General features: G+C 74.7%; 23 protein-coding genes. 14 read left to right on the forward strand and 9 right to left on the reverse strand.

The window, feature by feature from the left end; all coding sequences use genetic code 11:
• A partial coding sequence (gene hrpA / locus OMK64_RS16045; protein WP_272729364.1) for an ATP-dependent RNA helicase HrpA occupies positions 1-3,140 on the reverse strand: 3,140 nt, incomplete at its 3' end.
• Positions 3,141-3,180: 40 nt separating this feature from the next.
• The gene (locus OMK64_RS20930) at positions 3,181-3,885 is read right to left on the reverse strand and encodes a DUF1361 domain-containing protein (protein ID WP_272729365.1); all 705 of its coding nucleotides are present in this window, start codon (positions 3,883-3,885) and stop codon (positions 3,181-3,183) included.
• Between the two features lie 271 nt (positions 3,886-4,156).
• Between OMK64_RS20930 and OMK64_RS16055 the strand changes: the two genes are divergently transcribed.
• The 8 genes from OMK64_RS16055 to OMK64_RS16090 all read left to right on the forward strand — a co-directional run bounded on the left by OMK64_RS16055 (position 4,157) and on the right by OMK64_RS16090 (position 13,955).
• A complete protein-coding gene (locus tag OMK64_RS16055) occupies positions 4,157-5,788 on the forward strand; it encodes an ABC-F family ATP-binding cassette domain-containing protein (RefSeq protein ID WP_272729366.1) in 1,632 nt (543 codons plus the stop codon).
• On the forward strand, positions 5,785-6,354 hold the full coding sequence (locus OMK64_RS16060) for an aminoacyl-tRNA deacylase (RefSeq protein WP_272729367.1): 570 nt from the start codon (positions 5,785-5,787) through the stop codon (positions 6,352-6,354). Before OMK64_RS16055 ends, OMK64_RS16060 begins: the two co-directional genes overlap by 4 nt.
• Positions 6,355-6,605: 251 nt before the next feature.
• On the forward strand, positions 6,606-6,962 hold the full coding sequence (locus OMK64_RS16065; protein WP_272729368.1) for an STAS domain-containing protein: 357 nt from the start codon (positions 6,606-6,608) through the stop codon (positions 6,960-6,962).
• A gap of 132 nt (positions 6,963-7,094) precedes the next feature.
• On the forward strand, positions 7,095-8,282 hold the full coding sequence (locus OMK64_RS16070) for an exonuclease SbcCD subunit D (RefSeq protein WP_272729369.1): 1,188 nt from the start codon (positions 7,095-7,097) through the stop codon (positions 8,280-8,282).
• Positions 8,282-11,566 (forward strand): AAA family ATPase, encoded by a 3,285-nt coding sequence (locus OMK64_RS16075; protein ID WP_272729370.1) that lies wholly within the window; start codon positions 8,282-8,284, stop codon positions 11,564-11,566. The genes OMK64_RS16070 and OMK64_RS16075 overlap by 1 nt, the downstream gene beginning before the upstream one ends.
• A 160-nt stretch (positions 11,567-11,726) precedes the next feature.
• Positions 11,727-12,143: a hypothetical protein gene (locus OMK64_RS16080; protein WP_272729371.1), complete on the forward strand. Its 417-nt coding sequence runs from the start codon at positions 11,727-11,729 to the stop codon at positions 12,141-12,143.
• A 328-nt stretch (positions 12,144-12,471) separates the two neighbouring features.
• Positions 12,472-13,164, forward strand: a complete 693-nt coding sequence (locus tag OMK64_RS16085; protein ID WP_272729372.1) for an LmeA family phospholipid-binding protein — start codon at positions 12,472-12,474, stop codon at positions 13,162-13,164.
• Positions 13,165-13,226: 62 nt separating this feature from the next.
• Positions 13,227-13,955: a M50 family metallopeptidase gene (locus OMK64_RS16090; RefSeq protein ID WP_272729373.1), complete on the forward strand. Its 729-nt coding sequence runs from the start codon at positions 13,227-13,229 to the stop codon at positions 13,953-13,955.
• Between the two features lie 130 nt (positions 13,956-14,085).
• Here OMK64_RS16090 and OMK64_RS16095 read toward each other — a convergent pair whose 3' ends face one another.
• Positions 14,086-14,829 (reverse strand): HNH endonuclease family protein, encoded by a 744-nt coding sequence (locus OMK64_RS16095; protein WP_272729374.1) that lies wholly within the window; start codon positions 14,827-14,829, stop codon positions 14,086-14,088.
• Between the two features lie 153 nt (positions 14,830-14,982).
• On the opposite strand from OMK64_RS16095, the gene OMK64_RS16100 reads away from it, so the two are divergent.
• The 4 genes from OMK64_RS16100 to OMK64_RS16115 all read left to right on the forward strand — a co-directional run bounded on the left by OMK64_RS16100 (position 14,983) and on the right by OMK64_RS16115 (position 18,343).
• Positions 14,983-15,381: a MerR family transcriptional regulator gene (locus OMK64_RS16100; RefSeq protein WP_272729375.1), complete on the forward strand. Its 399-nt coding sequence runs from the start codon at positions 14,983-14,985 to the stop codon at positions 15,379-15,381.
• A gap of 119 nt (positions 15,382-15,500) precedes the next feature.
• Positions 15,501-15,905 carry a DUF2809 domain-containing protein gene (locus OMK64_RS16105; protein ID WP_272729376.1) on the forward strand — a complete coding sequence of 135 codons (405 nt, stop codon included), beginning with the start codon at positions 15,501-15,503 and terminating at the stop codon, positions 15,903-15,905.
• 126 nt (positions 15,906-16,031) lie between these two features.
• Positions 16,032-17,537, forward strand: a complete 1,506-nt coding sequence (locus OMK64_RS16110) for an amino acid permease (protein WP_272729377.1) — start codon at positions 16,032-16,034, stop codon at positions 17,535-17,537.
• A gap of 68 nt (positions 17,538-17,605) precedes the next feature.
• Positions 17,606-18,343, forward strand: a complete 738-nt coding sequence (locus OMK64_RS16115; RefSeq protein WP_272729378.1) for an MIP/aquaporin family protein — start codon at positions 17,606-17,608, stop codon at positions 18,341-18,343.
• A 228-nt stretch (positions 18,344-18,571) separates the two neighbouring features.
• Here OMK64_RS16115 and OMK64_RS16120 read toward each other — a convergent pair whose 3' ends face one another.
• Together OMK64_RS16120 and OMK64_RS16125 are read right to left on the reverse strand one after the other, a co-directional pair.
• Entirely contained in the window at positions 18,572-19,012 is a 441-nt protein-coding gene (locus tag OMK64_RS16120; RefSeq protein ID WP_272729379.1) for a nitroreductase family deazaflavin-dependent oxidoreductase, read from the reverse strand.
• Between the two features lie 58 nt (positions 19,013-19,070).
• The gene (locus tag OMK64_RS16125; protein ID WP_272729380.1) at positions 19,071-19,256 is read right to left on the reverse strand and encodes an antitoxin; all 186 of its coding nucleotides are present in this window, start codon (positions 19,254-19,256) and stop codon (positions 19,071-19,073) included.
• Positions 19,257-19,393: 137 nt separating this feature from the next.
• Between OMK64_RS16125 and OMK64_RS16130 the strand changes: the two genes are divergently transcribed.
• Complete coding sequence (locus OMK64_RS16130; RefSeq protein ID WP_124341762.1) at positions 19,394-19,573, forward strand: DUF1918 domain-containing protein; 180 nt, start codon at positions 19,394-19,396, stop codon at positions 19,571-19,573.
• Between the two features lie 43 nt (positions 19,574-19,616).
• Positions 19,617-20,951: an alpha/beta fold hydrolase gene (locus tag OMK64_RS16135; RefSeq protein ID WP_272729381.1), complete on the forward strand. Its 1,335-nt coding sequence runs from the start codon at positions 19,617-19,619 to the stop codon at positions 20,949-20,951.
• Positions 20,952-21,018: 67 nt separating this feature from the next.
• Here OMK64_RS16135 and OMK64_RS16140 read toward each other — a convergent pair whose 3' ends face one another.
• From OMK64_RS16140 to OMK64_RS16155, 4 genes are all read right to left on the reverse strand, one after another.
• Positions 21,019-22,128: an LLM class flavin-dependent oxidoreductase gene (locus OMK64_RS16140; RefSeq protein WP_272729382.1), complete on the reverse strand. Its 1,110-nt coding sequence runs from the start codon at positions 22,126-22,128 to the stop codon at positions 21,019-21,021.
• 421 nt (positions 22,129-22,549) lie between these two features.
• Positions 22,550-23,512 carry a glycoside hydrolase family 113 gene (locus OMK64_RS16145; protein WP_445292856.1) on the reverse strand — a complete coding sequence of 321 codons (963 nt, stop codon included), beginning with the start codon at positions 23,510-23,512 and terminating at the stop codon, positions 22,550-22,552.
• Positions 23,513-23,618: 106 nt separating this feature from the next.
• The gene (locus OMK64_RS16150; protein ID WP_272729383.1) at positions 23,619-24,365 is read right to left on the reverse strand and encodes a uracil-DNA glycosylase; all 747 of its coding nucleotides are present in this window, start codon (positions 24,363-24,365) and stop codon (positions 23,619-23,621) included.
• Between the two features lie 95 nt (positions 24,366-24,460).
• Entirely contained in the window at positions 24,461-25,000 is a 540-nt protein-coding gene (locus OMK64_RS16155) for a TIGR00725 family protein (protein ID WP_272729384.1), read from the reverse strand.
• Positions 25,001-25,061 lie beyond the last annotated feature (61 nt).

Below are 25,061 nucleotides of genomic sequence, written 5' to 3' on the forward strand. Positions count from 1 at the left end.
GCGGGGACGAGCTGCACGCGCACGGGCTTGGGCAGCGAGCGGATGGTCGCGGTGACGAGCTCCTCGCGCAGGCCGGGCACCATCCAGTCGAACCCGTCGGGGGTCAGCCGGGCCAGGGCGGTGATCGGGATGTGCACGGTCACGCCGTCGGCCTCGGTGCCGGGCTGGAACTGGTAGGTCAGCGGCAGGCGCAGGTCGCCCTGCGGCCAGCGGGACGGGAACGCGGACTCGTCGATCGCGTCGGCCTCGTCGGCGACGAGCAGCTCGCGCGTGAAGGTGAGCAGGTCGGGGTCGCGTCGTCGGGCGCCCTTCCACCACTGGTCGAAGTGCCGCGCGGACACGACGTCGGAGGGCACGCGCTCGTCGTAGAACGCGAACAGGACGTCGTCGTCGACGACCAGGTCCCGGCGGCGAGCCCGCGCCTCGAGCCCTTCGGCCTCGGCGAGGAGCCGCCGGTTCTCGTGGAAGAACTGGTGGTGCGTCGTCCACTCGCCCTGCACGAGCGCGTGCCGCACGAACAGCTCGCGCGCGTGCTCGGGGTCGACCTTGGCGTACAGGACGCGACGCTGCGCGACGATCGGCACGCCGTACAGCAGGACCTTCTCGGACGCGGTCGCGGCGCCCTGCTTCGACGACCACGCCGGCTCGGAGTAGGTGCGCTTCACGAGGTGCGCGCCGACCTCCTCGGCCCACTCGGGCTGGATGCGCGCCGCGTCGCGCGCCCACAGGCGGGACGTCTCGACGAGCTCGGCGGCCATGACCCACGCCGGCGGCCGCTTCGCGAGCCCCGACCCGGGGAAGATCGCGAACCGTGCCCCGCGCGCGCCCAGGTACTCGTTGCGCGCCCGCCGGTCGGGCCGTCGACCGCGCCCGCCCTGCTGGCCCCGCGCCGGTGCGGCGACCTCGGTCGCCTCCTGCATGCCGATGTGCGACAGCAGCCCGGACAGCACGCTGACGTGGATGCGGTCGGCGTCCCACTCGAGCCGCAGCGCGCCGCGGGCGGTGTCGTCGAGAGCGCGACTTCCGCCGGAAGCGGAGGCATCGTCGTCGACTCCTGGAGCGGATGTCGCGCCGTTGCCGGCGGACGTGGTCGCAGGAGCAGCCGCAGCCGGGCGTGACGACGACGAGCCCGGGCGCAGCGGCGACACGTGGATCCCCAGCGGCTTCGCGAGCTCGCGCAGCTGCGTGACGACGTCCTGCCACTCGCGGATGCGCAGGTAGTTGAGGTGCTCCGACCGGCACAGCCGGCGGAACGCGTTGCCGGACAGCTCGCGCTGCTGCTCGCGCAGGTACTGCCAGAGGTTGAGGTAGGCGAGCAGGTCGGACGTCGGGTCGGCGAAGCGGCCGTGCAGCTGGTCGGCGCGGTCGCGCTCCTCGGCGGGCCGCTCGCGCGGGTCCTGGATCGACAGCGCGGCGGCGATGACCATGACCTCGCGCGCGACCCCCCGACGGCCGCCCTCGACGATCATGCGCGCGAGCCGGGGGTCCATCGGCAGCTGCGCGAGCGCCCGCCCGGTGTCGGTGAGCCGCGTGACGTTCGTCGTCCGCCCGGACGCGTCGGTGACCGGCACCGTCTCCAGCGCACCGAGCTCCGTCAGCAGCTGCACGCCGTCGCGCACGGCCCGCACGTCGGGCGGGTCGACGAACGGGAAGTCGGTCACGTCGTCGGGCGAGGCGGCGACGCCTACCGCGATCATCTGGAGGATCACCGAGGCCAGCGACGTGCGCAGGATCTCGGGCTCGGTGTACATCGGCCGCGACGCGAAGTCGTCCTGCGAGTACAGCCGGATCGCGATGCCGTCGGCGACGCGCCCGCACCGCCCGGACCGCTGGTTGGCCGACGCCTGCGAGATCGGCTCGATCGGCAGCCGTTGCACCTTCGTCGCCTTCGACCAGCGCGAGATGCGGGCGGTGCCGGGGTCGACGACGTACCGGACGCCCGGCACTGTCAGCGACGTCTCGGCGACGTTGGTCGAGAGCACGACCCGCCGGGCGGCGTGCTGCTCGAACACCCGGTGCTGCTCGGCGGCGGACAACCGCGAGTAGAGCGGCAGCAGCTCGACGGCCTGCGGGTGACGCGGATCGGTGACGCGGGCGCCGAGCGACGTGCGCAGCGCGTCCTCCGCGTCGCGGATCTCCCGCTCGCCGGACAGGAACACGAGGATGTCGCCCGGCCCTTCGGCGGAGAGCTCGTCGACCGCCTCGGTGATCGCGGTCATCAGGTCGCGGTCCTCGGTCGCCTTCGCCCGCACGCGGCGTCCGGCGTCCCCCGCAGGAGCCTCCACGTCCGGCGACAGGGGCCGGTACCGGATCTCGACGGGGTACGTGCGGCCGCTGACCTCGACGACCGGCGCGGGCATGCCGTCGGGGTGCTCGGGCGTCGGCGGCCCGGCGAAGTGCTGCGCGAACCGCGCGGAGTCGATCGTCGCCGACGTGATGACGACCTTGAGGTCGGGCCGCTGCGGCAGCAGCCGCGTCAGGTAGCCGAGGATGAAGTCGATGTTCAGCGACCGCTCGTGCGCCTCGTCGATGATGAGCGTGTCGTACGCCCACAGCATCGGGTCGCGCTGGATCTGCGCGAGCAGGATGCCGTCCGTCATCACCTTGACGAGCGTCTCCTCGGACGACGTGTCCGTGAACCGCACCTGGTAGCCGACGAGCTCGCCGAGCGGCGTGCCGACCTCCTCGGCGATGCGCTCCGCGACCGACCGGGCCGCGATCCGGCGCGGCTGCGTGTGGCCGATCTGCCCCGCGCGACCCCGGCCCAGGTCGAGCGCGATCTTCGGCAGCTGCGTCGTCTTGCCCGACCCCGTCTCGCCCGCGACGACGACGACCTGGTGGTCGCGGATCGCGGCGGCGATCTCGTCCCGGCGCGCACTGACCGGCAGGGCCTCGGGGTAGGCGATCGGCGGGACGACGACCTGCTCGCGGACCGCCGCGGCGCGGGCTCGACGGGCCTGGGCACGCTCGTCGTCGCGGCGCCGGTCGTGCTGCTGGCCGCCGCCGCGCCCACGCTGGCCGGGCTGCCGGGCCTCGTCGGGCCGCCGCGCCTCGTCAGGGCGTCGACCGCGCCCACCACCGCGACCCCCGCGCCGGCGCGGGCCGGACGGGCGCCCGGTCGACGGCTCGCTGGTGGTCACGACGCACGATTCTCCCAGGTGCTCCGCGCGGACCGCGCGCTCATTGCTCGAGCAGCACCAGCGCCTGGATGACGGGACCCGCGACGGCGACGTACATGACGGCGAAGAACAGCGCGTAGAGCAGCGTGAACGCGGTCGCCTGACCTGCGGCGCGCGGCTCGCGCAGGTGTGTGACCGTCTTGCTCACCACGCGCCACGGCCGCGCGACGTCCCAGGAGTTGAGGCGCAGGTGCCGGCCCAGGAACATGCCGAACGACACGAGCAGCAGGACGACCGCGACGAGCGCGAGCGTGTCGCCCGCGAGCAGCGGCGCCGCGACGTCGCCGTACCGCGCGATCGTCCACTCGAGCTGCACCAGCAGCACGTTGAGCACGGTGTTGAGGACACCGGCCATCGCGAGCGAGACGACGAGCACGACGTCGAACCACATCGGCACGCCGTCGCCCTCGCGCCGGTGGCTGAGGTTGAGCTCGGTGACGAGGTAGCCCGCGTTGGGCAGGAGCAGCAGCCAGACGAGCAGGAGCAGGCCGATGAGCGGCAGCACGACGGAGCGCGGCACGCCGACCGGGATCAGGAAGATCAGCGCGTACGACAGCAGCAGGACCAGGAGCGGCGCGGCCGACAGCGCGAGGTTGAGCAGCATCGGCCGGTACACCCGCGTGCCGAACACCGGGCCGCGGGCCACGACGAGCCCGAGCGCGAGCACGTTCATGAGGAGCACTCCCAGCAGCAGGCTCGCGATCACGGGCAGCGTCCGGGGGCGGTCGGCATGGCGCCATGGTCGTGCGTCGCGCCTGGTCGGGCCACCGGACGCGCGGGCGGCGGGTCGGGTGCGCCGGCCGCGGCGCTGACCGCCCTCGGGGACGCGCGACCGGCGCGAGCGGATATCCGGTGGCGCGAGCACGTCGACCGTGCCTACCGTGCCCGGGTGCTGATCTGACCGCCGCGCCGAGTCCCTCTCCCGACTCCCGCGCCCGTCGTGCTGCCACGACGCGCGCACCCCCGGTGGTGATCGCATGACCCCAGTCCTCCGTGCCCGTGCCCTGACCCGTTCCTACGACGGGCGTCCCGTGCTGTCCGGCGTCGACCTCGACGTCGACCCCGGGCACCGCCTCGGCGTCGTCGGGGAGAACGGCATCGGCAAGTCGACGCTGCTGCGCCTGCTCGCCGGCGTCGAGCCGGCCGACAGCGGCGACGTGACGCGTCCCGCGGCGCTCGAGCTGCTCACGCAGGAGCCGACGTTCGCCCCGACCGACACCGTCGCCGACGTGATGGCCGCTGCGCTCGCCGACGTGCGGGCCGTCGAGCACGCGCTCGAAGCGGCGTCGTCGGCGCTCGCGGACGACGTCCCGGGTGCCGACGACGCGTACGCGTCCGCGCTCCTCGACGCCGAGCTCGCGGGTGTCTGGGACGCCGACCGCCGGGCCGAGCTGGCCCTCGTCGGGCTCGGTCTCGCGGACGTCGAGCCGGATCGGCCGACCGCGCGCATGTCCGGCGGCCAGCGGTCCCGGCTCGCCCTCGCGGCGCTGCTGGTCCGCAGCCCCGCGGCCGTGCTGCTCGACGAGCCGACCAACCACCTCGACGACGCGGCCGCCGAGTACCTCGCCGGGGCGCTGCGCGCGCTGCCGGGGGCCGTCGTGCTGACGAGCCACGACCGCGTGTTCCTCGACGAGACGTGCACCGAGATCCTCGACCTCGACCCGTCCCTCGACGGGCCCACCCGGTACGGCGGCACGTTCACCGACTACCTCGCGGCCAAGCGCGTCGAGCGTCAGCGCTGGGAGGAGCGGTGGAAGAGCGAGCGCGAGGAGCTGTCCCGGCTCCGGCACGCGGTGCGGGTCACCGCCCGGCAGATCGGCTACGGACGGGAGCTCGGCAACAACTTCAAGATGGACTACGACGCCCAGGGCGCCCGCGTCGAGCAGCAGGTGTCGCGGCGGGTGCGCGACGCGCAGCGGCGGCTCGACGAGCTCACGCGCGACCACGTCCGCAAGCCCCCGCCGCCGCTGCGGTTCGCGGTGCCGTCGTCCTGGTCGGGCGCGGCGGGCGGGCTCGTGCTGCAGGTGCGCGACGCGGAGGTGCCGGGACGGCTCGTCGTCCCGTCGCTGGATCTCGCCGCGGGCGCCAAGGTGCTGGTCAGCGGGCCGAACGGCGCGGGGAAGTCGACGCTGCTGCACCTGCTGGCCGGCGACCTGGCCCCGTCGCGGGGGTCCGTGCAGCGGGCGCGCGGCGTCGAGGTCGCGCTGCTCGAGCAGGACGTCGGTCTGGCCGACGACGCGCGCACACCCCGCGCCCTGTACGACGCGGTCACCGCCGACCTGCCCGATGCCGTGCGCCTCGTCGACCTCGGGCTGGTCGCGCCGCGGGACGTCGACCGGCCGTTGCGGGAGCTGTCCGTCGGGCAGCGTCGCCGCGTCGTCCTCGCCCTCCTGGTGGCCCGGACGCCCGGGGTGCTCCTGCTCGACGAGCCGACGAACCACGTGTCGGTCCGGCTCGCCGACGAGCTCGTCGACGCGCTCGAGGTGTCGCCCGGGGCGGTCGTCGTCGCGACGCACGACCGGTGGCTGCGGCGGCGCTGGACGGGGGCGCACCTCGTCGTGCGGGACGGACGTGCGCGCTGGGCCGACGCCCCTACAGTGGCCGGATGAGCGAGACGGCCGGGTCGCGGGACGGGCAGGGGGCGGCCGACGGCGCTGCCGCCGTGGTGCACGAGGCGGCTGACGCCGCCGGGGTGCACGACGTGTCCGACGGGGAGCGGCGCTCGGCGGCCGCGCTCGAGGCGTCCGGCGTCGGGTACACGGTCACGCGGCACGGGCCGGTGCGGTCGCTCGCCGAGGCCGCCGCGGCGCGAGGGGTCGAGCCCGCCGACATCGTCAAGACGATCGTCGTGCGACGTGGGGACGACGACTTCCTCTTCGTGCTCGTGCCGGGCGACCGGACCATCTCCTGGCCGAAGCTGCGCGCGCTGCTGGGCGTGAGCCGGCTGTCGATGCCCGACGCGGAGACGGCGCGCGACGTCACCGGGTACGAGCGCGGCACGATCACGCCGTTCGGGTCGCTCACGGCGTGGCCCGTCGTGGCGGACTCCCGGGTGCCGGGCCGCTCCGTCTCCATCGGCGCGGGCGCGCACGGCGTCGCGGCGACGATCGACGGGTCGGACCTCGTGCGGGCGCTGTCCGCGACGGTGGCGGACGTCACCGAACCGGAGTCCTGAAGGCCCTCGGACCGGCCGTCGGTGTGCCGATTTTCTGTGGACTTGGCGGTGCTTCCATCGTTCGCTGACCGGCTCTTGACCTGACGCTGGTCGAGGTCGATGCTGGGCGGACGCGGCGGAGCGGACACGCGCCACGGGGAACGGATCCCGCTCCGTGGCCGTTGGGCGTCTCGAGTGGCGACGTCGGCGCAGGCCGGTACCGTCATCAGGCCGCCGGGCCCCCTGGCCCGGACGTGCAGGAGTGAGGAGCCATGGAGCTGAGCGAGCACACCGCAGCCGCGGGGACGATCCGGGTCGACGAGCAGGACGGCCGCACGGTCGTCGTCCTCGTCGGGGAGGTCGACGCCGCGCTGCGCGACGAGGCGAGCGCGACCATGGCGCAGGCGCTGATCAGCGGCGACCCGGTGGTCGTCGACACGACGCACGCGACGTTCATCGACTCGTCCGGCATCGCCTTCGTCCTGCAGCTGCACCTCGCGGCCCGGGAGGCCGGCATCCCCGTCTCGCTCCAGGACCCGCACCGCGTGCTGCGCGACGTGCTCGAGATGATCGGCATGGGCGACGAGTTCGTGTCCGAGCCCTCGCTCGCGGTGCCCGAGCCCGCCTGAGCCGTCGGGCCGCGCGCGGCTGGGCCTCCGGGGTCCAGCGAACCGTCCACAGCCCGGTGTGACGACGGTCGCCGCACGACGCTCCGGTCCGCCTCGGGCGTCGTGTGGGAGGCGGCGGTTAGCGTCCTCGGCATGCGGATCCTGCACACCTCCGACTGGCACCTCGGTCGGACGCTGCACGGGGTCGACCTCCTCGACCACCAGGCGGCGTACCTCGACCACCTGGTCGAGGTCGTGCGCTCCGAGGCGGTTGCCGCGGTCGTCGTCGCGGGGGACGTGTACGACCGTGCGATCCCGCCCGTCGAGGCCGTGACGCTGCTGTCGGACACGCTCGCGCGGCTCGCCGAGCACACGACCGTCGTCGTCACGTCCGGCAACCACGACTCGGCGACCCGGCTCGGCTTCGGGTCCGCGCTCATGCGCGAGCGGGTGCGGCTGCGCACGCGGGTCGCGGGCCTGCACGAGCCCGTCGTGCTGCCGTCCGACGACGGCGACCTCCTCGTCTACGGCCTGCCCTACCTCGACCCGGACACCGTGCGGACCGACCTCGTGGAGGACGGCCCCGACGGTGAGCGGCAGGTCCCCGCGCGCTCGCACGAGGCCGTGGTCGGCGCGGCGATGCGTCGCGTGCGTGCCGACGTCGGTGCCCGGCGTCGTACGACCGGCGGTCGACGGGTGCGCAGCGTCGTCGCCGCGCACGCGTTCGTGGTCGGCGGCGTCGCCAGCGAGTCTGAGCGCGACCTCGCCGTCGGCGGCGTCGAGCACGTGCCGGCCGGCGCGTTCGCCGGCGTCGACTACGTCGCGCTCGGCCACCTGCACGGCCCGCAGCGCGTCGCCGGACCCGACGGCACGACGCTCCGCTACTCGGGGTCGCCGCTCGCGTACTCGTTCTCCGAGCTGCGGCACACCAAGTCGACCGCCCTCGTCGACCTCTCCGGCGACGCGCCTGCGGTCGAGCTCGTCGCAGCCCCGGTCGCGCGTCGGCTCGCCGAGGTCACCGGGACGCTCGACGAGCTCCTCGGGGCCGCGGGCGAGCCGCACGTCGACGACTGGGTCCGGGTCACGGTGACGGACGCGCAGCGCCCGACGGACCTCTACCGCCGCGTCACCCAGCGGTTCCCGCACGCGCTCGTCGTGCAGCACCGGGCGCCCGAGCGTGGCGCGTCGTCGGCGGCCGCGCTCGTGACCGCCGCGCACGACCCGGTCGACGTCGCCGCGCAGTTCGTCCGGCACGTCACGGGCGCGGAGGCGACGCAGGTCGAGATCGACGTGCTGCGCCGCGCGTACGAGGACGTCCTCGCCGCCGAGCGGAGCGCCTGATGCAGCTGCGCACGCTCACCGTGCAGGCCCTCGGACCGTTCGCCGGCCGGCACACCGTCGACTTCGCCGCGCTCGCGGCGTCGGGCCTGTTCCTGCTCGACGGGCCGACCGGGTCCGGCAAGTCGACCCTCATCGACGCGGTCGTGTTCGCGCTCTACGGCAAGGTCGCGTCCGCCGACGCGAGCGACGACCGGCTGCGGTCCGCCTACGCCGCCGACGACGTGCCGACCGTCGTCGACCTGACCTTCGAGGTCGCGTCCGGCGTGTACCGCGTCCGCCGCAGCCCCGGTTACGACCGCCCGAAGAAGCGCGGGACCGGCACCGTGCGACAGCAGCCGTCCATCACGTTGTGGCGGCTGTCGCCCGACGACCACGGCAGCGGCGACGTCGACGACGTGCCCGCAGGTGAGGTGCTGTCGACCCGGCTCGACGAGGCGGGGGCGGAGCTCCAGCGGGTCGTGGGGCTCGACCGCACGCAGTTCGTCCAGACGATCGTGCTGCCGCAGGGCGAGTTCGCGCGGTTCCTGCGCGCCGACCCCGAGCAGCGGCGCGGGCTGCTGCAGAAGATCTTCGGCACTGAGGTGTACGACCGGATCGGACGGCGGCTCGTCGAGCTCAAGCGCGAGTCGGCCGACGCGGTCGCGACCGCACGCACGAGCCTGACCACCGCCGCCGCGCACCTCGTGGGCGCCGCACGCCTCGACGAGGACGCCGCGGCCGTGCTCCGGGTCGACCTGGACGAGGCCGTCGCCAGCGGCACGGTGGACGCGGTCGACGCCGTCGTGGGGGCGCTCACCGCGACCGTGACCGAAGCGGCCGCGGCCGCCGAGGCGCGCGCCGCTGCAGCCGAGCAGCGCCGCTCCGAGGCGCGCACGGTGCTCGACGAGGCGACCCGCACGGCCGACCTGCTGCGCCGGCGCGACGCGCTCCTGGCTGAGCGCGCCGCCCTGGACGAGGCGGAACCCGTGCACGGGGCGGCCGTGGCCCGGCTCGGGACGGCCCGCGCGGCGCAGGCCGTCCGGCCGCTGCTCCGCCGGTCCGACGAGGCGCGCGCCGCGCTGGAGTCGGCGTCGAAGGCGCTCGACGCCGCCGTCGACGTCGCGCCGGCCGACCTCGCCGACCTCGCGCGCCGGTCGGCGCCCGACGGTGCGGTGAGCGGTGACGAGTCGTCGGGCGGCGAGCCGGCACCCGGCGCGCGCTCGGGGCGTGGGCTCGAGCCCGGTGGGACGCGAGGGTTGCGCGGTCCGCGTGGTGGTCTGCCGGACGGGCGCTCCGCCGCGGGTGCCGGTGGTGCGGCGGACCGTGGTGCGGGCGCGCTGCACCCGACGCTGTTCGACGACCTCGTGGTCGAGGACGTCCCGTCCCGTGACGGACGGCGTCGTCTCGACGTGGCACGCGAGGAGTCGGTCGCGCAGGCCGCGGCGGTCGAGCGGCTCGTCGCCGTCGAGGCGGGGCTCGAGGGTCGGCGGATCGAGGTGCGCGCCGCCCGCGCGACCGTCGACGACCTGCGCGCGGAGATCGCCGCGCACGACACGTGGCTCGCGGGCCGACCCGACGAACGGGCCGTCCTCGTCGCGGCGCACCGCGAGGCGGCCGACCTCGCCGCGGGCGTGCCCGAGCGGACCGCGGCCGTCGACGCGCTGACGGAGGTCGCCACCGCGCTCGTCGCGCTCGACGACGCGAGCGACCGCCACGCGGCTGCCGAGCGTCGGCTCGCGACCGCGGCGCGCGCCGCCGCATCCGCGGTCAAGGCCGAGGCGGCGTTGCGGACCGCGCGCATCGCCGACCTCGCCGGAGAGCTCGCGTCGGCCCTCGCCGACGGTGACGCGTGCCCGGTGTGCGGTGCCGTGGAGCACCCGGCGAAGGCCGCGCTCGGCTCCGACCACGTCACGGCCGACACCGTGCAGGAGGCCGAGGACGCGCGAGTGGCGGCCGAGCACGACGTCCGGGCCGCCGAGGGCGACGTCGTGCGGTGCGCCGAGCAGGTCGCCGCGCTCACGCGACAGGTCGACGGCGCGACCGCGCGGGACGTCGCGACCCGCCTCGCCGCCGCGCACGAGCAGCTCGCCGCCGCGCGGGACGCCGTCGCGGAGGCCACCCGGCTCGCCCGCGACCTCGAGACGCACGACGCCGCGACCGCACGGCGCGCCGCGCAGCGGCAGGAGGCCGTCACCGGGCTCGCCGCCGCCGAGGTGCGGATCGAGGCGCTCGTCCAGCAGCTCGACGCGGCGGAGGCGGAGGTCGTCGCCGGGCGCGGCGAGCACCCCACGGTCGCGGCCCGGCACGCCGCTCTCCGCGGACGTGCAGCCGCCGCGGCCACGCTCGCCGACGCGCTGCTGGCCGTCGAGCGCGCGCACGCCGACGACACGGTGCGCCGGGGCGAGCTCGCCGACGGGCTCGCCGAGCACGGGTTCGCCGATGCCGCCGAGGCGCGGGACGCCCTGGTCGACCCGGCGGTGCTGGCCGAGCTCACGACGACGGTCGAGGCCTACGTCGCCGCCGTCGCCCGCGTGCGTGCCGGACTGGCGGACGAGGCGATCGCCGCCCTGCCCGACGACCTCGTGGTCGACCTGGCCGCCGCGCGGGAGGCCGAGCGCCTTGCACGCGTCGAGCACGAGGCGGCCGCCGGTGAGTCGCGCAGCGCGCGGGACCGGGCGCGCGCCGTCGCCGCCGCCACGGCGGCCGTCGTGGAGGCCTCGCGCGTGCTCGTCGAGCGGACCCTCGCGCACGCGCCGGTCGCCCGGCTCGCCGCCGTCGCGGGCGGGACGGGCGGCGACAACGCGCACGCGCTCTCCCTCGCCACGTACGTGCTCACGCGTCGCTTCGAGGACGTGGTCGCCGCCGCGAACGACCGGCTGCTGGGCATGTCCGACGGGCGCTACGAGCTCGTGCGCAGCGACGTGAAGGAGGACGTCAGCACGCGCCGGACCGGCCTCGCGATGCGCGTCGTCGACCACCGCACCGGACACCAGCGCGACCCGCGCACGCTGTCCGGCGGCGAGACGTTCTACGTGTCGCTGTGCCTCGCCCTCGGCCTCGCCGACGTGGTGAGCGCCGAGGCGGGCGGCATCGACCTCGGCACGCTCTTCGTCGACGAGGGGTTCGGGACGCTCGACCCGCACACGCTCGACCAGGTGCTCGCCGAGCTCGGCCGGCTGCGCGCCGGTGGGCGCGTCGTGGGCGTGGTGTCGCACGTCGAGACGCTCAAGCAGGCGATCGCGGACCGCATCGAGGTCCGTCCCACGACGCACGGCCCGAGCACCCTGACCGTCCGCGCCGGCTGAGCACGACGCCTCCGCGTCCGCCGTCGGCGCATGGCGACGCGGCCAGGTCGGAGAGGGCCGCCGACAGGTCAGGTCGGCTCGGAGAAGGCCTCGGAGAAACTGTGGCGTGGCCCACATGCGCGACCTAGCCTGAGAGGAAGCGTCGACGAAGGACCTCACGATGTCGTGGGTATTGCTGGCCGCAGTCCTCTTCGTGCCGGCGCTCGTCTTCAGCGCGCTGTGGTCGCTCCTCCCCGGCGCCGACGAGCCGCCGCGGTGGCGGGTCGCGCTCGCCGACAGGCTCGAGAGCTGGGCGCACCGGCTCCGACCCGCTCGGCCCGTCCCGCCGAACCCGTTCGACGCGCTGCGCGTGCAGGAGCGGCTCGGCGCCGTCGCCGACCACGTGCGCGAGCTTGAGCTCGACCCGCGCACCTTCGCCCGCGCGGAGCGGATCATCGCCTCACAGCTCGCCTACGACCAGCTGCTCGCGGAGGCGTGCCGGCTCGCGGGCGTCGAGGTGCTCCCGCGGCCCAAGGGTGACCCGGCCGAACGGTTCCGCGAGGAGGTCGAGCTCGCCGCGCGCGGCTGGACCTGGTGAGGCCGCTCCGCGAGCACCGGTAGGCCTGGTCGGCGAGCACTGGTCGTCCGGTCGCTTTCGGAAGCGGCGGGCCTGGTCGGTGCCGGCGCTGGCGGGCACGGCCGCGCGAGCACCGGTTGACCGGTCGCTCCCGGCGTGGGTGCCTGATCGATGCCCCACCGGTGAGCAAGTCTGCGGATGTGCACCGAGGTCGCCACCCCTACGGTGGGCGCGTGCGCACCAGGACCGAGCCCTCACCCGCCCCCCTCCTGACGGCCACGGCGGCGTCCCTCGTGGCGTCCCGACCGCGGACCGGCGCCGGCCAGGCACGCCCGGCCGAGGGTCGCCGGTGAGCGCGCGGGCGGTCGTGGCGGTCGTGTCGACGGTCGTCGTGCTCGGCGCCGGGCTCGTCGTCGCCGACCGGGTCGCCGCGGCGACGGCCGAGCGGCGGGCCGCGGAGTCGGTCGCGGCGAACCTCGACGTCACCGGCACCCCGACGGTCGAGATCGACGGGTTCCCGTTCCTCACGCAGGTGCTCGCCGGGTCGCTCGACCACGTGAGCGGCAGCGCGGACGGCGTGACGCTCGACGGCGGGCTGACCGCGACGGACGTCACGTTCGACGCGCACGGCGTGAGCACGTCCGAGCCGTACACGGTCGCGACCGGCTCGATCACCGGGACGCTGCCCACGGCGACGATCGAGCAGGTCGTCGCGGAGCAGGCCGACCTGGACGTGACCGTGGCGGTCGACGGCGACGCGCTCGTCGCGTCGGGCGAGGTGCTGGGTGTGGCGCTGTCGGCGGCGCTCGAGCCGCGGGTCGAGAGCGGTCGGCTGCTGGTGGACGTCGGGCAGATGTCGCTCGGCGGGCTGACGATCACCGTCGACGACCTCCCGGAACGCGGCGCCTCGCGGCTGCGCGGGCTCGAGGTGCCCGTCACCGGCCTTCCGGAGGGCCTCGTCCTCTCGTCCGTCGAGGTCGTCCCCGACGGCGCGCGCGTCACCGCCACGGGCGACGACGTGACGCTCACCGCCCAGCCCTGAGCCGCCGCCGGTAGGGTCCCCCTGCCCGCGGACGCGCCTCGGGCGGGACGCCGAGGAGTGCCGTGGACTGGTGGAACGAGACGTGGCAGGCCGTCACGACGCCCCTGCCCGTGCCGGAGACGATCGTCGTGGTGGGCACGGCGGCGGTCGTCCTGGTCGTCCTCGTCGTCCCGCAGCTCTGGCACCTCACGCGGCACGCGCTGACCATCGTCCACGAGGCCGGCCACGCGGCCGTCGCGGTCCTCGTCGGTCGTCGCCTGTCCGGCATCCGTGTGCACTCCGACACGTCGGGTCTCACCGTGTCGGTCGGCAAGCCGCGCGGTCCCGGCATGGTCGCCACCGCGGCCGCCGGTTACCCCGCACCGGCGCTCCTGGGGCTGGGGGCCGCCTGGCTCCTCTCGCAGGGTTACGCGGTCGCGCTGCTGTGGCTGCTCGTGGTCGTCGTGGCGCTCGTCCTCGTGCAGATCCGCAACTGGTACGGCCTCTGGTCGGTGCTCGTGAGCGCCGCCGTGCTGGTCGGGGTCACCGTGTGGGGTTCCCAGGTCGTGCAGTCGACGTTCGCCTACCTCGTCACCTGGTTCTTCCTCCTCGGCGCTCCGCGCGCGGTGCTGGAGATGCAGTCCGGGCGCCGACGCGTCCGCCGCCGCGGCGGTTCCGACGTCTCGGACGCGGGCATGCTCGGCCGTCTGACCCACCTGCCCGGCCTCTTCTGGGTCGGTGTCCTCCTCCTCGTCTGCCTCGCGTGCCTCGCGCTCGGCGGTGCGTGGCTCGTGGGCCTCCAGCTCGCCTGACGGCAACCCCGCAGCTCGCCCGACGGCCACTTGCAGCCCCCGCCCCGCTCCCCGCGGCCTCGCCCCGCTCCCTGCGGCCTCGGCCTGCTCCGCCCACCACGGTCCAGCGCCGCTGCGCACGATCCGACGTTCAGGACGTCACGCAGCCGTCGAGGGCGTGCGCGAGGGCTCGCCGCTCGTCGCGCGTGACGGACAGCCGGTACGCCGACTTCACGAGCACCTGACGGACCGCGTACGCGCACCGGTAGCCGACGTTCGGGGGCAACCACCGCGACGCGTCGTCCGCGCCCTTGTCCTGGTTCGCGCCTCCCTCGACGGCGAGCAGGTTGGCCGGGTCGTTCGCGAAGGCGGTGCGTGCGGTGCCGGACCATCCGGCCGCGCCCGCGACCCACGCGTCGCCGAGCGCGACGACGTGGTCGACCTGGACGTCGGCCGACGACGGACCGCGCTCGAACACCAGACGGCGGCCGGTGTACGGGTCGTCGAGCACCCCGCTCAGGACGAGGCAGCCGCGCGTGCCCGTCTTCGTGACGGGGTCGTCGAGGTCGCGCCGAAGCACGTCGTTGCGGGTGTCGCAGCCGTTGCGGTCGACGTCGGCCCACGCCTGCCCGAACGCGGCGCGGTCGTACGGCTGCGGCGGCGGACGTGTGCGTACCTCGAGCTCGTCGAGCACCGCGTGCGCGACCGCGAGGTCCTGCGCGAGGACCGGATAGCGCGCCGACGACCGTGCCTGCGTCCACGCGGGCACGCCCGTGCCGATCGCGACCGTCAGGACGAGCACCCACAGCGACGTCCGACGTGCGCGCAGGTGCCGTCGTGCGGCCCTGACCGCCGCCGTCAGGGTCGCGAGGACCGGGTCTGCGCGGGTGCTCATGCGGGAAGGATCCGGCCCCGGCGGTCACGGGTGCACGGGCCACCGCAGGTCCGGTGGAGCGGGCTGAACGGGGACGGGCTGTGGACGGCTCGAGGCCCCGGGTCGACGTGAGGGATTGACTTCGAGTGCACTCCAAGGTCCACCATCGGTCGCATGAGCGTCGTCGTCGAGCGCGTGAGCCTGAGCATCGCCGAGGCAGCCGAGGCCACCGGCCTGACCGCCCACACGCTGCGCTACTACGAGCGGGACGGGCTGCTGCTCGACAGCGTCGACCGCGCGGCGTCGGGCCACCGCCGGTACACCGAGCAGGACCTCGGCTGGATCCGGCTGGTGACGAAGCTGCGCGCCACGGGCATGCCGGTCCGGGAGATCCGGCAGTACGCCGCGCTCGTCCGCGCGGGCGAGGGCAACGAGGACGAGCGGCTCGCGCTCCTGCGCGCGCACCGCGACCGGGTCCGGGCGCAGCTCGACGAGGTCGCGACGCACCTGCTCGCGATCGAGAGCAAGATCGCCGTCTACGAGGGCTCGTCGGACACCTGCACGTCCGCCTGACGGTCGGGTCCCGCGCCGCCGCGGAGCCCACGCGCGCGAACGGGTCGTGGACGTGACCTGCACGGATCCTGCACGCGCCCTCCGGTGAACCGCGCGAGCGGCCTGCCTAGGGTGTCGGCGTGCTCGCCCGTCCCCGCGCCGTCCTGCTCGCCGCCGTGGTGGTCGTCGTCGCCGCCGGCCTCGTGGTCGCGACGTCGGCCTCGGGACCGCTGGCCGACCCGGCCGGTGACGCGCTGTACGCGGTGCTCGTCTACGTGCTCGTGCTCCTCGTCGTCCCGCGGCTCGCGCCGTGGCGGGCGGGCGTGGTGGCGACGGCGGTGTGCGCAGCGGTCGAGGTCGCGCAGCTCACCGGCGCTCCGGCCGCTCTCGTGCAGGCCGTGCCGGTGAGCCGGTTCGTCGTGGGGACGACGTTCGTGCCGGTCGACCTGGTCGCGTACGCGGTCGGAGCGGGCCTCGCGATGGTGGTGGACGCCGGCGCTGTGCGCATGGTGCGCAGGTCCCGGGAGGGGCGTCCGACCCGCTGACACACTGAGCCGTCCACAGCCCCAGGCACGTGCGCCGGCGTTCACCGGCCGACCGCGCCGGGGTGCCGAGCACACGCATCCCCGGCATGCTGTCCCACGTCAGCGCACGCCGGTGAAGGGGCTGAGATGGCGACGTCGACGAGCATCTTCCGACGCAAGTCCGTGGAGGACTCGCTCGCCTCCGCGGAGGACCCGGACCGGCATCTCAAGCGGAACCTCACCGCGTGGGACCTCGCGATCATGGGCGTCGCGGTCGCGGTGGGCGCGGGCATCTTCTCGGTCGGCGCGACGGCGGCCGCGAACTACGCGGGCCCGGCGGTCATCCTGTCGTTCGTCATCGCCTCGATCGTGTGCGCGCTCGCCATCATGTGCTACGCGGAGTTCGCGTCGACGCTGCCCGTCGCCGGGTCGGCCTACACGTTCTCGTACGCGTCGATGGGCGAGTTCGTCGCGTGGATCATCGGCTGGGACCTGATCCTCGAGATGCTGCTCGCCGCGGCGGTGATCGCGAAGTTCTGGGGCGTCTACCTGTCCGACGCCTTCGGCCTGTTCGGCATCGACGTGCCCACGACGCTCGCGCTCGGACCGGTCGACGTCGAGTGGGGGCCCGTGGTCATCGTCGCGGTCTTCACGACGCTGCTCGCGATCGGCACGAAGCTCAGCGCGCGCGTGAACAGCGTGTTCACGATCATCAAGGTCGGCATCACGGTGTTCGTGATCGTCGCCGGCTTCTTCTACGTCAACGCCGCCAACTACACGCCGTTCGTGCCGCCGTCGCAGCCGGCCGAGGGTGCGACCTCCCTGGAGCAGCCGCTCACCGCGTTCCTGCTCGGCATGGACCCCTCGATGTACGGGGTCATGGGCATCCTGTCCGGCGCGGCGCTCGTGTTCTTCGCGTTCATCGGCTTCGACGTCGTCGCGACGACCGCGGAGGAGGCGCACGACCCGCAGCGCACCATCCCGCGCGGCATCCTCGGCGGCCTCGCCGTGGTAACCGTCCTCTACATCCTGGTGACCATCGTCGTCACCGGGATGGTGTCCTACACCGACCTCGCCGCGTCGGACTCGCCGTCGCTCACCACCGCGTTCGTGCTGGTCGGCGCCGACTGGGCGGGCCGGATCATCAGCGTCGGCATCCTGGTCGGCCTCACGTCGGTCCTCATGGTGCTGCTGCTCGGCCTGACGCGCGTCGTCTTCGCGATGAGCCGCGACGGCCTGCTGCCGCGGGGCATGTCGCGCACCTCGCCTCGCTTCCGGACGCCCGCGCGTCTGCAGATCGGTGCGGGCGTGGTCGTCGCGCTCATCGCCGGGCTGTCCGACGTGGAGCTCCTCGAGGAGATGATCAACATCGGGACGCTGTCCGCGTTCGTCCTCGTGAGCTTCGGCGTGCCGATCCTGCGCAAGCGGCGGCCCGATCTCGCCCGCGGCTTCAAGGTCCCGTGGTCGCCCGCGCTGCCGATCATCGCCGGCGTGGCGTGCATCTGGCTCATGCTCAACCTGACCGCCCTGACGTGGGTGCGGTTCGCGGTGTGGCTGCTCGTCGGGATCGTCATCTATGCGGTGTACTCCTACCGGCACTCCGTGGCCGGGCGTGAGTCGAGCGACGTCCCCGTCACGAGCGCCACGCCCTGACCACCACCTGACGCCCGCGCCGGACGCCGGTGCGGGCGCCGAGCGAGCCCGCCGAGGAGAAGCATCCGATGGACCCGTCCTACGCGCTCTGGATCCGCGTGACGTGCGAGTTCATCGGCACCGCCATCCTCATCATCCTGGGCAACGGGACCGTCGCGAACGTCCACCTCAAGGGGTCGAAGGGCTACCGCGGCGGGTGGTCGCTCATCGCGATGGGCTACGGGTTCGGCGTGATGATCCCGGCCGTGATGTTCGGCGGCATCAGCGGCAACCACATCAACCCGGCGTTCACGCTCGGGCTCGCCGCCTGGGGCCTGTTTCCCTGGTCGAACGTGCCGTACTACATCGCCGCGCAGATGCTCGGCGCGATGGCGGGGCAGCTGGCCATCGTCGTCACGCACAAGCCGTACTACGACGCGACGACGGACCCCGACGACATCCTCGCGACCTTCTCCACGGTGAACGCCGCGCGCTCGCGGCCCAACGGGTTCGCCAACGAGCTGCTCGGCTCGGTGATCCTCTTCTCGTGCGCGCTCGGGATCGTCAACTCCCCGCTCACGACGACCGAGCCCGGGCTCGCGCACGTCGTCATCGGCTTCCTCGTCTGGGGGCTCGTCGCGGGGCTCGGCGGGCCGACCGGACCCGCGCTCAACCCCGCGCGCGATCTCGGGCCGCGCATCGTGCACGCGCTGCTGCCGCTGCGGCACAAGGGCGGCTCCGACTGGCGGTACTCCTGGGTGCCGGTCGCGGCGCCGATCCTCGGAGGGCTGCTCGGCGTCGGCGGCTGGCAGCTCCTGCTCGGCTGAGGGGAACGCAGCCTCGGTCGGAGCGCCATGCGGCGGGCTGACGCGGACGTCAGGCCGACGCGGAACGTGGACGTCAGGCCGACGCGGAACGTGGACGTCAGGCCGACGCGGAACGTTGACGTCAGGCTGGGGGCCGGCCGGACGAGCGTGGCGGGAGGGCTCAGACGGGACGGGCCGGCCGGACGCAGGTGTGCGTCGCGGCCGGCCCGTGAGCCGGTCGTCGAGGGGTCAGGGCTCGATCGGCGTGAGGACGAAGAGCGGGATCTGGCGGTCCGTCTTCTTCTGGTAGTCGTCGTACGCCGGCCACACCGCGGTCGCCCGCGCCCACCACTCGTCGCGCTCGGCGCCGGACACCTCGCGGGCCTCGTAGTCGCGCTTCACGGCACCGTCCTGGAGCTCGACGTGCGGGTGCGCGACGAGGTTGTGGTACCACGCGGGGTTCTCGGGCGTCCCGCCCTTCGACGCGACGACCGCGTAGCGGCCCTCGTGCTCGACGCGCATGAGCGCGTTCTTGCGGAGCTTGCCGCTCGTCGCCCCGACGGAGGTCAGGACGATGACGGGCTTGCCCTGCAGCGTGTTGCCCTTCTGGCCGTCGGTGGCCTCGAAGAGCTCGGCCTGCTTGCGGGCCCACTCGGACGTGCTGGGTGCGTACTCACCGGTCAGAGGCATGTCCGTCGCAACCTCTGGTCGCCCGGCGCCATTCCCGCCGATCCCGGACGGTCGCTCGTCAGTGCTTCTTCTGCTGGTCGAGGAAGTCCTTGGCCTTCTCGACGACGTCGTCGACCTTCGCGTCGGTGCCGTCGTCCGTGCGCGACTTCACCACGCCGGCGGCACGGTCGAGCGCGTCCTTCGCCTGCTCCTCGTGGCCCTGCAGGGCGCCCTTCGCCTTGCTGACCAGGTCGTCGATGCCCATGTCGTCTCCTGCCGGCTCGTCGGGTGCCGGTTCGCCCCGGCACCCGCCAGTGTGCGTGCCGCGTCGCCGACTCGCGCGTCGGCAGGCGTGGTGGCCGGGCGCGCGGGTGTCTAGCCTGGAGGACGAGGTGAGCGACGATGCACGCTGAGGTGGGTGACACGGTGGTCGTCCACGGCCGGACGGTCGGGACGACGGATCGCCGCGGGACGGTCGTGGAGGCGCGAGGCTCCGACGGGCCGTACCTGGTGAAGTTCGACGACGGGCACGAGAGCCTCGTCTTCCCCGGGCCGGACGTGTCGGTGGAGGCACGGGCCTGATCCCCGCGTCGGACGGTCGGCCGGCACGCCTACGCTGACGCGCATGGGTGAGCGGTCGGGCGGCGACGGGCAGGACGACGGGTACCGGATGACGGGGTTCGCCGTGCGCGACCACCGGGTGCGCGTCCCGGTCGACCGTGCGGACCCGAGCCGGTTCGGGGAGATCGACGTGTTCGCGCGGGAGGTCGTCGACCCCCGCCGTGCCTCGGAGGACCTCCCGCTGCTGCTGTTCCTGCAGGGCGGGCCCGGCGGCATGGGTCCGCGTCCGGCGCAGGGCGGCTGGCTCGCGCAGGCGCTCGAGAAGCACCGGGTCGTGCTGCTGGACCAGCGCGGAACGGGCCGGTCGTCGAGGGTCGACGCACGCACGGTCGAGCGCATGACGGCGGGTGGCGCCGACGCGGCGACCGTCGCGGACTACCTCGCGTGCTTCCGTGGCGACGCGATCGTCGCCGACGCCGAGCACCTGCGCGCGACCGTCTTCGGCGGGCAGCGGTGGGCGACGCTCGGGCAGTCGTACGGCGGGTTCCTCACGATGACGTACCTGTCGCGGCACCCCGAGGCGCTGACGCGCTGCTACGTCACGGGTGGTCTGCCCCCGCTGACGGTGGACGCCGAGACCGTGTACCGGCACACGTTCGACCGGCAGGAGGCGCGCAACCGCGAGCTCGCGCGTCAGCACCCCGGCGACGTGGCCCTGCTCGGCGCGCTCGCGGATCGCGCAGCCGCCGGGGACGTGGTGCTGCCCGGGGGTGACGTGCTCACCGTCGAGCGGCTGCAGACCCTCGGCATGTCGCTCGGCATGAGCACCGGGATCAGCGGCCTGCACTGGCTGCTCGACACCGCGCTCGACGACGCGACGGGCGAGCCGTCGGTGCCGTTCCTCGCCGAGGTCGCGGCGCGCACGGGCTTCGAGACGAACCCGCTGTACGCGGTGCTGCAGGAGGTCATCTACCACCAGGGCGACCGCGCGGGCGGGTGGGCGGCGGCCGGGGAGCACGACCGGCGACCGGCGTTCGCGTCGTCGGCGCGCCCGCTGCTGCTCACGGGCGAGGCGATGTACCCGTGGATGTACGCGCAGCAGGCGGCGCTGCGCCCGTTCGAGGCGGCCGCGCACCTGCTGGCCGAGCGGACGGACTGGCCGGAGCTGTACGACCTGGACCGGCTCGCGTCGAACGACGTGCCGGTCGCGGCGGTGCAGTACTACGACGACCCGTACGTCGACCTCGACCTGGCGCTGCGCACCGCGGACGCCGTCGGGAACGTGCAGGTGTGGATCACCAACGAGCACCTGCACGACGGCCTGCGCGTCGCGGGCGACACGATCCTGCCGCGCCTCGTCGACCTGGTGGACGGCGTCTGGTCGGTCACCGGCCGCTGAGGGACGCTCCGGTCTGACGCCGGGGTCGTCGCCTAGCGCCGGTGGGCGGTCCCGACGTCGACGGGCCTCACCGGTCCTCCATGATGTCGAGCAGCGCGGCCCCGTCGTCGAGCGTGACGCCCGGACGCAGCCCGGTGTTCTCGGACGACGCGGTCCGCGGCGTCCAGCCGAGGTGGGGGGCGACCGACGTCGCGACGTTCTCGAGGATGCGGCGGCTCATCGCGTGCGATGCGTTCGCGGGCAGGACCACGTCGAGGCCGGTGGCCTCGCGCAGCGCGACGTCGGCCCGGAGGCTCTCGACGACCGCGTCGGACGGGCCGTGGTGGGTCGGCGAGAACACGCCGAAGCCCGTCCCGGGGTGCGGGCGACCGCGCGCGTCGAAGCGGCCCGCGTACCAGGCGACGTACTCCGCGAAGAGGTCGTCGTCGGCGGGGCTGACGCTCGGGAGCACGATGCGGCCGGCGACGACGCGCGGCGTCCGGCCGGGCACGTCGAACGCGTCCTTGTAGGCGAGGATCTGGTCGCGCTGACCCTCCTCGAACGACCGGCCGTCGTCCTCGGTGTTGAGGGTCGAGACGAGCAGGTCCATGCCTTGCTCCGCGGTCCGGACGGCTGTCGCGCGCGAACCCGGGCCGTACCAGACGCGATCGGCCAGACCAGGGCTGTGCGGGGTGACGGTCAGCGGTGTGCCCGGCTCGGCGATCGGGAAGCCCGACGAGGGCGCGACCGCCACGGGCTCGCCGCGCAGCGCGGCCCGCAGCCGTGCGATCCGGTCCTGGGACTCGTCCTCGAACGAGCGCTCGCCCGCGCCGTACACGCCGTCGAGGACCGCGGCGGCGGGCTTGATCCCGCCCGCGACGCCGAGCTCGAGCCGCCCGCCCGACAGCAGGTCGACGGTCGCGGCGTCCTCCGCGACGGACACCGGGTCGGCATACCGCATCGGCAGCACGGCCGTGCCGAAGCGCAGCCGGGTCGTGCGCTCGGCGATCGCCGAGAACAGCGGGAACGGCGACGACAGGAACCGTTCGAGGTGCCGGACCCGGACCCAGCCGACGTCGTAGCCGAGCTCCTCGGCGAACCGGAACAGGTCGACGGCGTCACGCAGCGACCGGCCGGCGTCGGCGGGGTCGTCGTAGGGGACGAACGTGAGGAACGAGAGCTCGAGGCGCGGCGTCACGGTCGCACGCTACGACGCGAGGCGCGTGGTCGGAGCCGCGCGGGCCGTGCGTTTCACCGGTCGGGCGGGGTCAGCCCCACCAGCGCCACCAGCGAGGCCCCGCGGGAACGCCCTCCGGACGCGGGCGTGGGCCGGCATCGTCGGGCGTCGCGACGGAGCCCGCGGGAACGTCCTGCGGGCTCGACCCGGGACCTGCATCGACCGGCACCTGGACGTCGCCGTCGCCCGCCTCGGTCGCCGCGCCGCTCGCGTGGTCGGCCGGTGGGCGTGCGCCGTCGCGCGCCAGGTCACCGCGGTCCGGCCACGTCGCGCGCTCGCGTGCTTCCCCGCCGTGCGTCGGTGCCGTCTCCATGTGCGCCAGCGTGGACGGGATCGGGGTGGGTGGCCAGCGGAATCGTCCGCGACCACCCGCCCGGCGTCGCTAGACGCGTGTCCTCGTGCGGTCCGCGTACGCGTCGCGGACGGTGGCCTCGGCGGCCTTGCCGTACGGGCAGTAGTCGTCGTTCGTGGCGGCGTCGGCCTCGTCGTACAGCGACGCGGGCCAGTCCCACAGCATGAAGCCCTGGACCCACGGGCGGCGGGCGCTCGCGGTGAACGCGGACTCGTACCAGGCGACCTGGGCCCGCTGCGATGGCGCCCCGCGCAGCGACCAGTCGTTGGGCAGCGCGGGCGACCCCTCGCGGCTGGGGCAGCCGGCCTCCATGAAGACGAACGGCTTGCCGAACCGCTCGACGACGGGCTCGATACGGTCGAGCTGGTTCTCCCAGTCGTCGACGGGGTAGTAGCCGGAGGACGAGATCACGTCGACCGCGTCCCACCAGGTGACGCGGTCCTCCTGGTACTTGTCGCAGTTGTACGTGACGAGGCCCGGGTAGACCTCCCGGACGGCGGCGACCAGCGCGCGCCACTCGTCGGCGCGCCGGTCCGTCTGGACCATCTCGCAGCCGATGCAGAGCATCTCGACGCCCTCCTCGGCGGCGATCCGCGCGTGGTGGACGACGTAGGCGGTGTAGGACGCGAACCAGTCGCGCCACGTCGGCTCGCACGGCACGTCGTGGTCGAAGAAGTTGATGTGCGCGCGCCAGGTGCCGTCGGCGACGTTGACGACGGGCTTGAGGACGACGCGCAGGCCGCGGGCCTTCGCGGCGCGGACCGCCCAGCGGATCTCGTCGTCGGTCACGGTGGGCGGCTCCGTCCAGCGGACGTCGACGGACTGCGCGGTGTCCTGGTAGGCGGCGAACGTGATCGCGGTCCAGGTGACGCCGAGGCGCTCGACCATGAGGTCCATCGACCGCTCCGCCGCCGCACCGCCCCACGTGCCCCGGACGCCGGTCCAGCCCCACGTCATGCCGGCGACGTACCCGCCGGGGATCTGCTCGCTCACGTCGCCTCCTGTGGGGCGTCGCTCCGTCGCGACGTCCGCGGACAGCCTAGACGACTTATTCAGTCCACTGAACTTAGTGCCGGGCGTGTCACGCGAGTGCCGCCGCTCACGCGCCCTCGGCGAGAGCGCGGGCCCGCTCGAGGACCGCGTCGAGCATCACCGGCGTGAGCCGGCCCGTGAAGGTGTTCTGCTGGCTCACGTGGAAGCAGCCGAGCAGCGTCAGCTCGGTCCGCGCACCACCGACGTCGGGCCGTCGCAGCCGCACCTCGACCCCGTGACCGAAGGCCGGCCGCGGCCGCGGCACGTCCCACCCCTGCTCGGCCAGCGTCGTGAGCACGGCCTGCCACCCGAAGCCGCCCAGCACGACCATGACGGCCGCGTCGACGAGCTCGATCTCGCGCGCCAGGTACGGCCCGCACGTCCGGCGCTCCGCGGGTGTCGGTGCGTTCTCGGGAGGCGCGCAGCGCACCGGGGCCGTCACGCGGATGCCGGTGAGCGTCAGGCCGTCGTCGGCACGCGCCGACAGCGCCTGCGAGGCGAACCCGGTCCGGTGCATCGACGCGAACAGGAAGTCGCCCGACCGGTCGCCCGTGAACATCCGGCCCGTGCGGTTCGCGCCGTGCGCGGCCGGGGCCAGGCCGACGACGAGGACGTCCGCGGCCGGGTCGCCGAACCCGGGCACCGGTCGCGCCCAGTACGTCTCGTCGCGGAACGCGGCGCGCTTGACGTGGGCCACCTCCTCGCGCCACGCGACGAGCCGCGGGCACGCGCGGCAGCCCACGACGAGCGCGTCGAGGTCGTCGAGGGTCGCGGCGTCGCGCGCGAGCAGCGGCCGTCGTGCGTCGTCGGGCACGGCGTCGTCCGACGCACCCGACGGGGTCGGCCCGGTCGCCGGAGGCGGCGTCCTGAGCCGCGCCGGCTGCGGGTGCGGCGCGTCGGTCCGGTCCGTCACCGGCGCCCGCCGAGCAGGTCGTCGACGGCTTCCAGGGCGGCGCGCGCGTCGGGCACGTGGTGCACCGCGGGCCGGCCCGACGAGCCGCCGGTCAGACGCTCCGCGGTGACGCCGGGCGGCGGTCCCGGCTCGTGCCCGTCCGCGGCGCGGACGACCCAGCCGCCGACGGCGACGACCGGCACGCCCGTCCCGACGGCGAGGGCGACCTCGCTCAGCGTGCCCCACGACCCGCCGACGCTCACGACCACGTCGCTCGCGCGCACGAGCAGCGCGTTGCGGACCTCACCCAGCCCGGTCGGGAGCGCGACGGTGAGCCAGCGGTTCCCGGCGGCGCGGTCGTCGCCCGGTAGCAACCCGACGACCGTGCCGCCCGCGTCGTGCGCGCCGCGGGACACGGCGCCCATGACGCCGCCGAGCCCGCCGCACAGGACGACGTGACCGCGCGCGGCGAGGCCCGCCCCGAGCGCCTCGGCGACGTCGAGGTCCACCGCCGACGCCTCGCCGGGTCCCACGACGCCGACGTGCCTGCCGCTCATGCCGCCTCCCGCCTCGCTCCGTCCCCCCATCGGACCACACCGCGACCGGATCGGGACCTCT

Source organism: Cellulomonas fimi, assembly GCF_028527925.1.
Classification (GTDB): domain Bacteria; phylum Actinomycetota; class Actinomycetes; order Actinomycetales; family Cellulomonadaceae; genus Cellulomonas; species Cellulomonas fimi_C.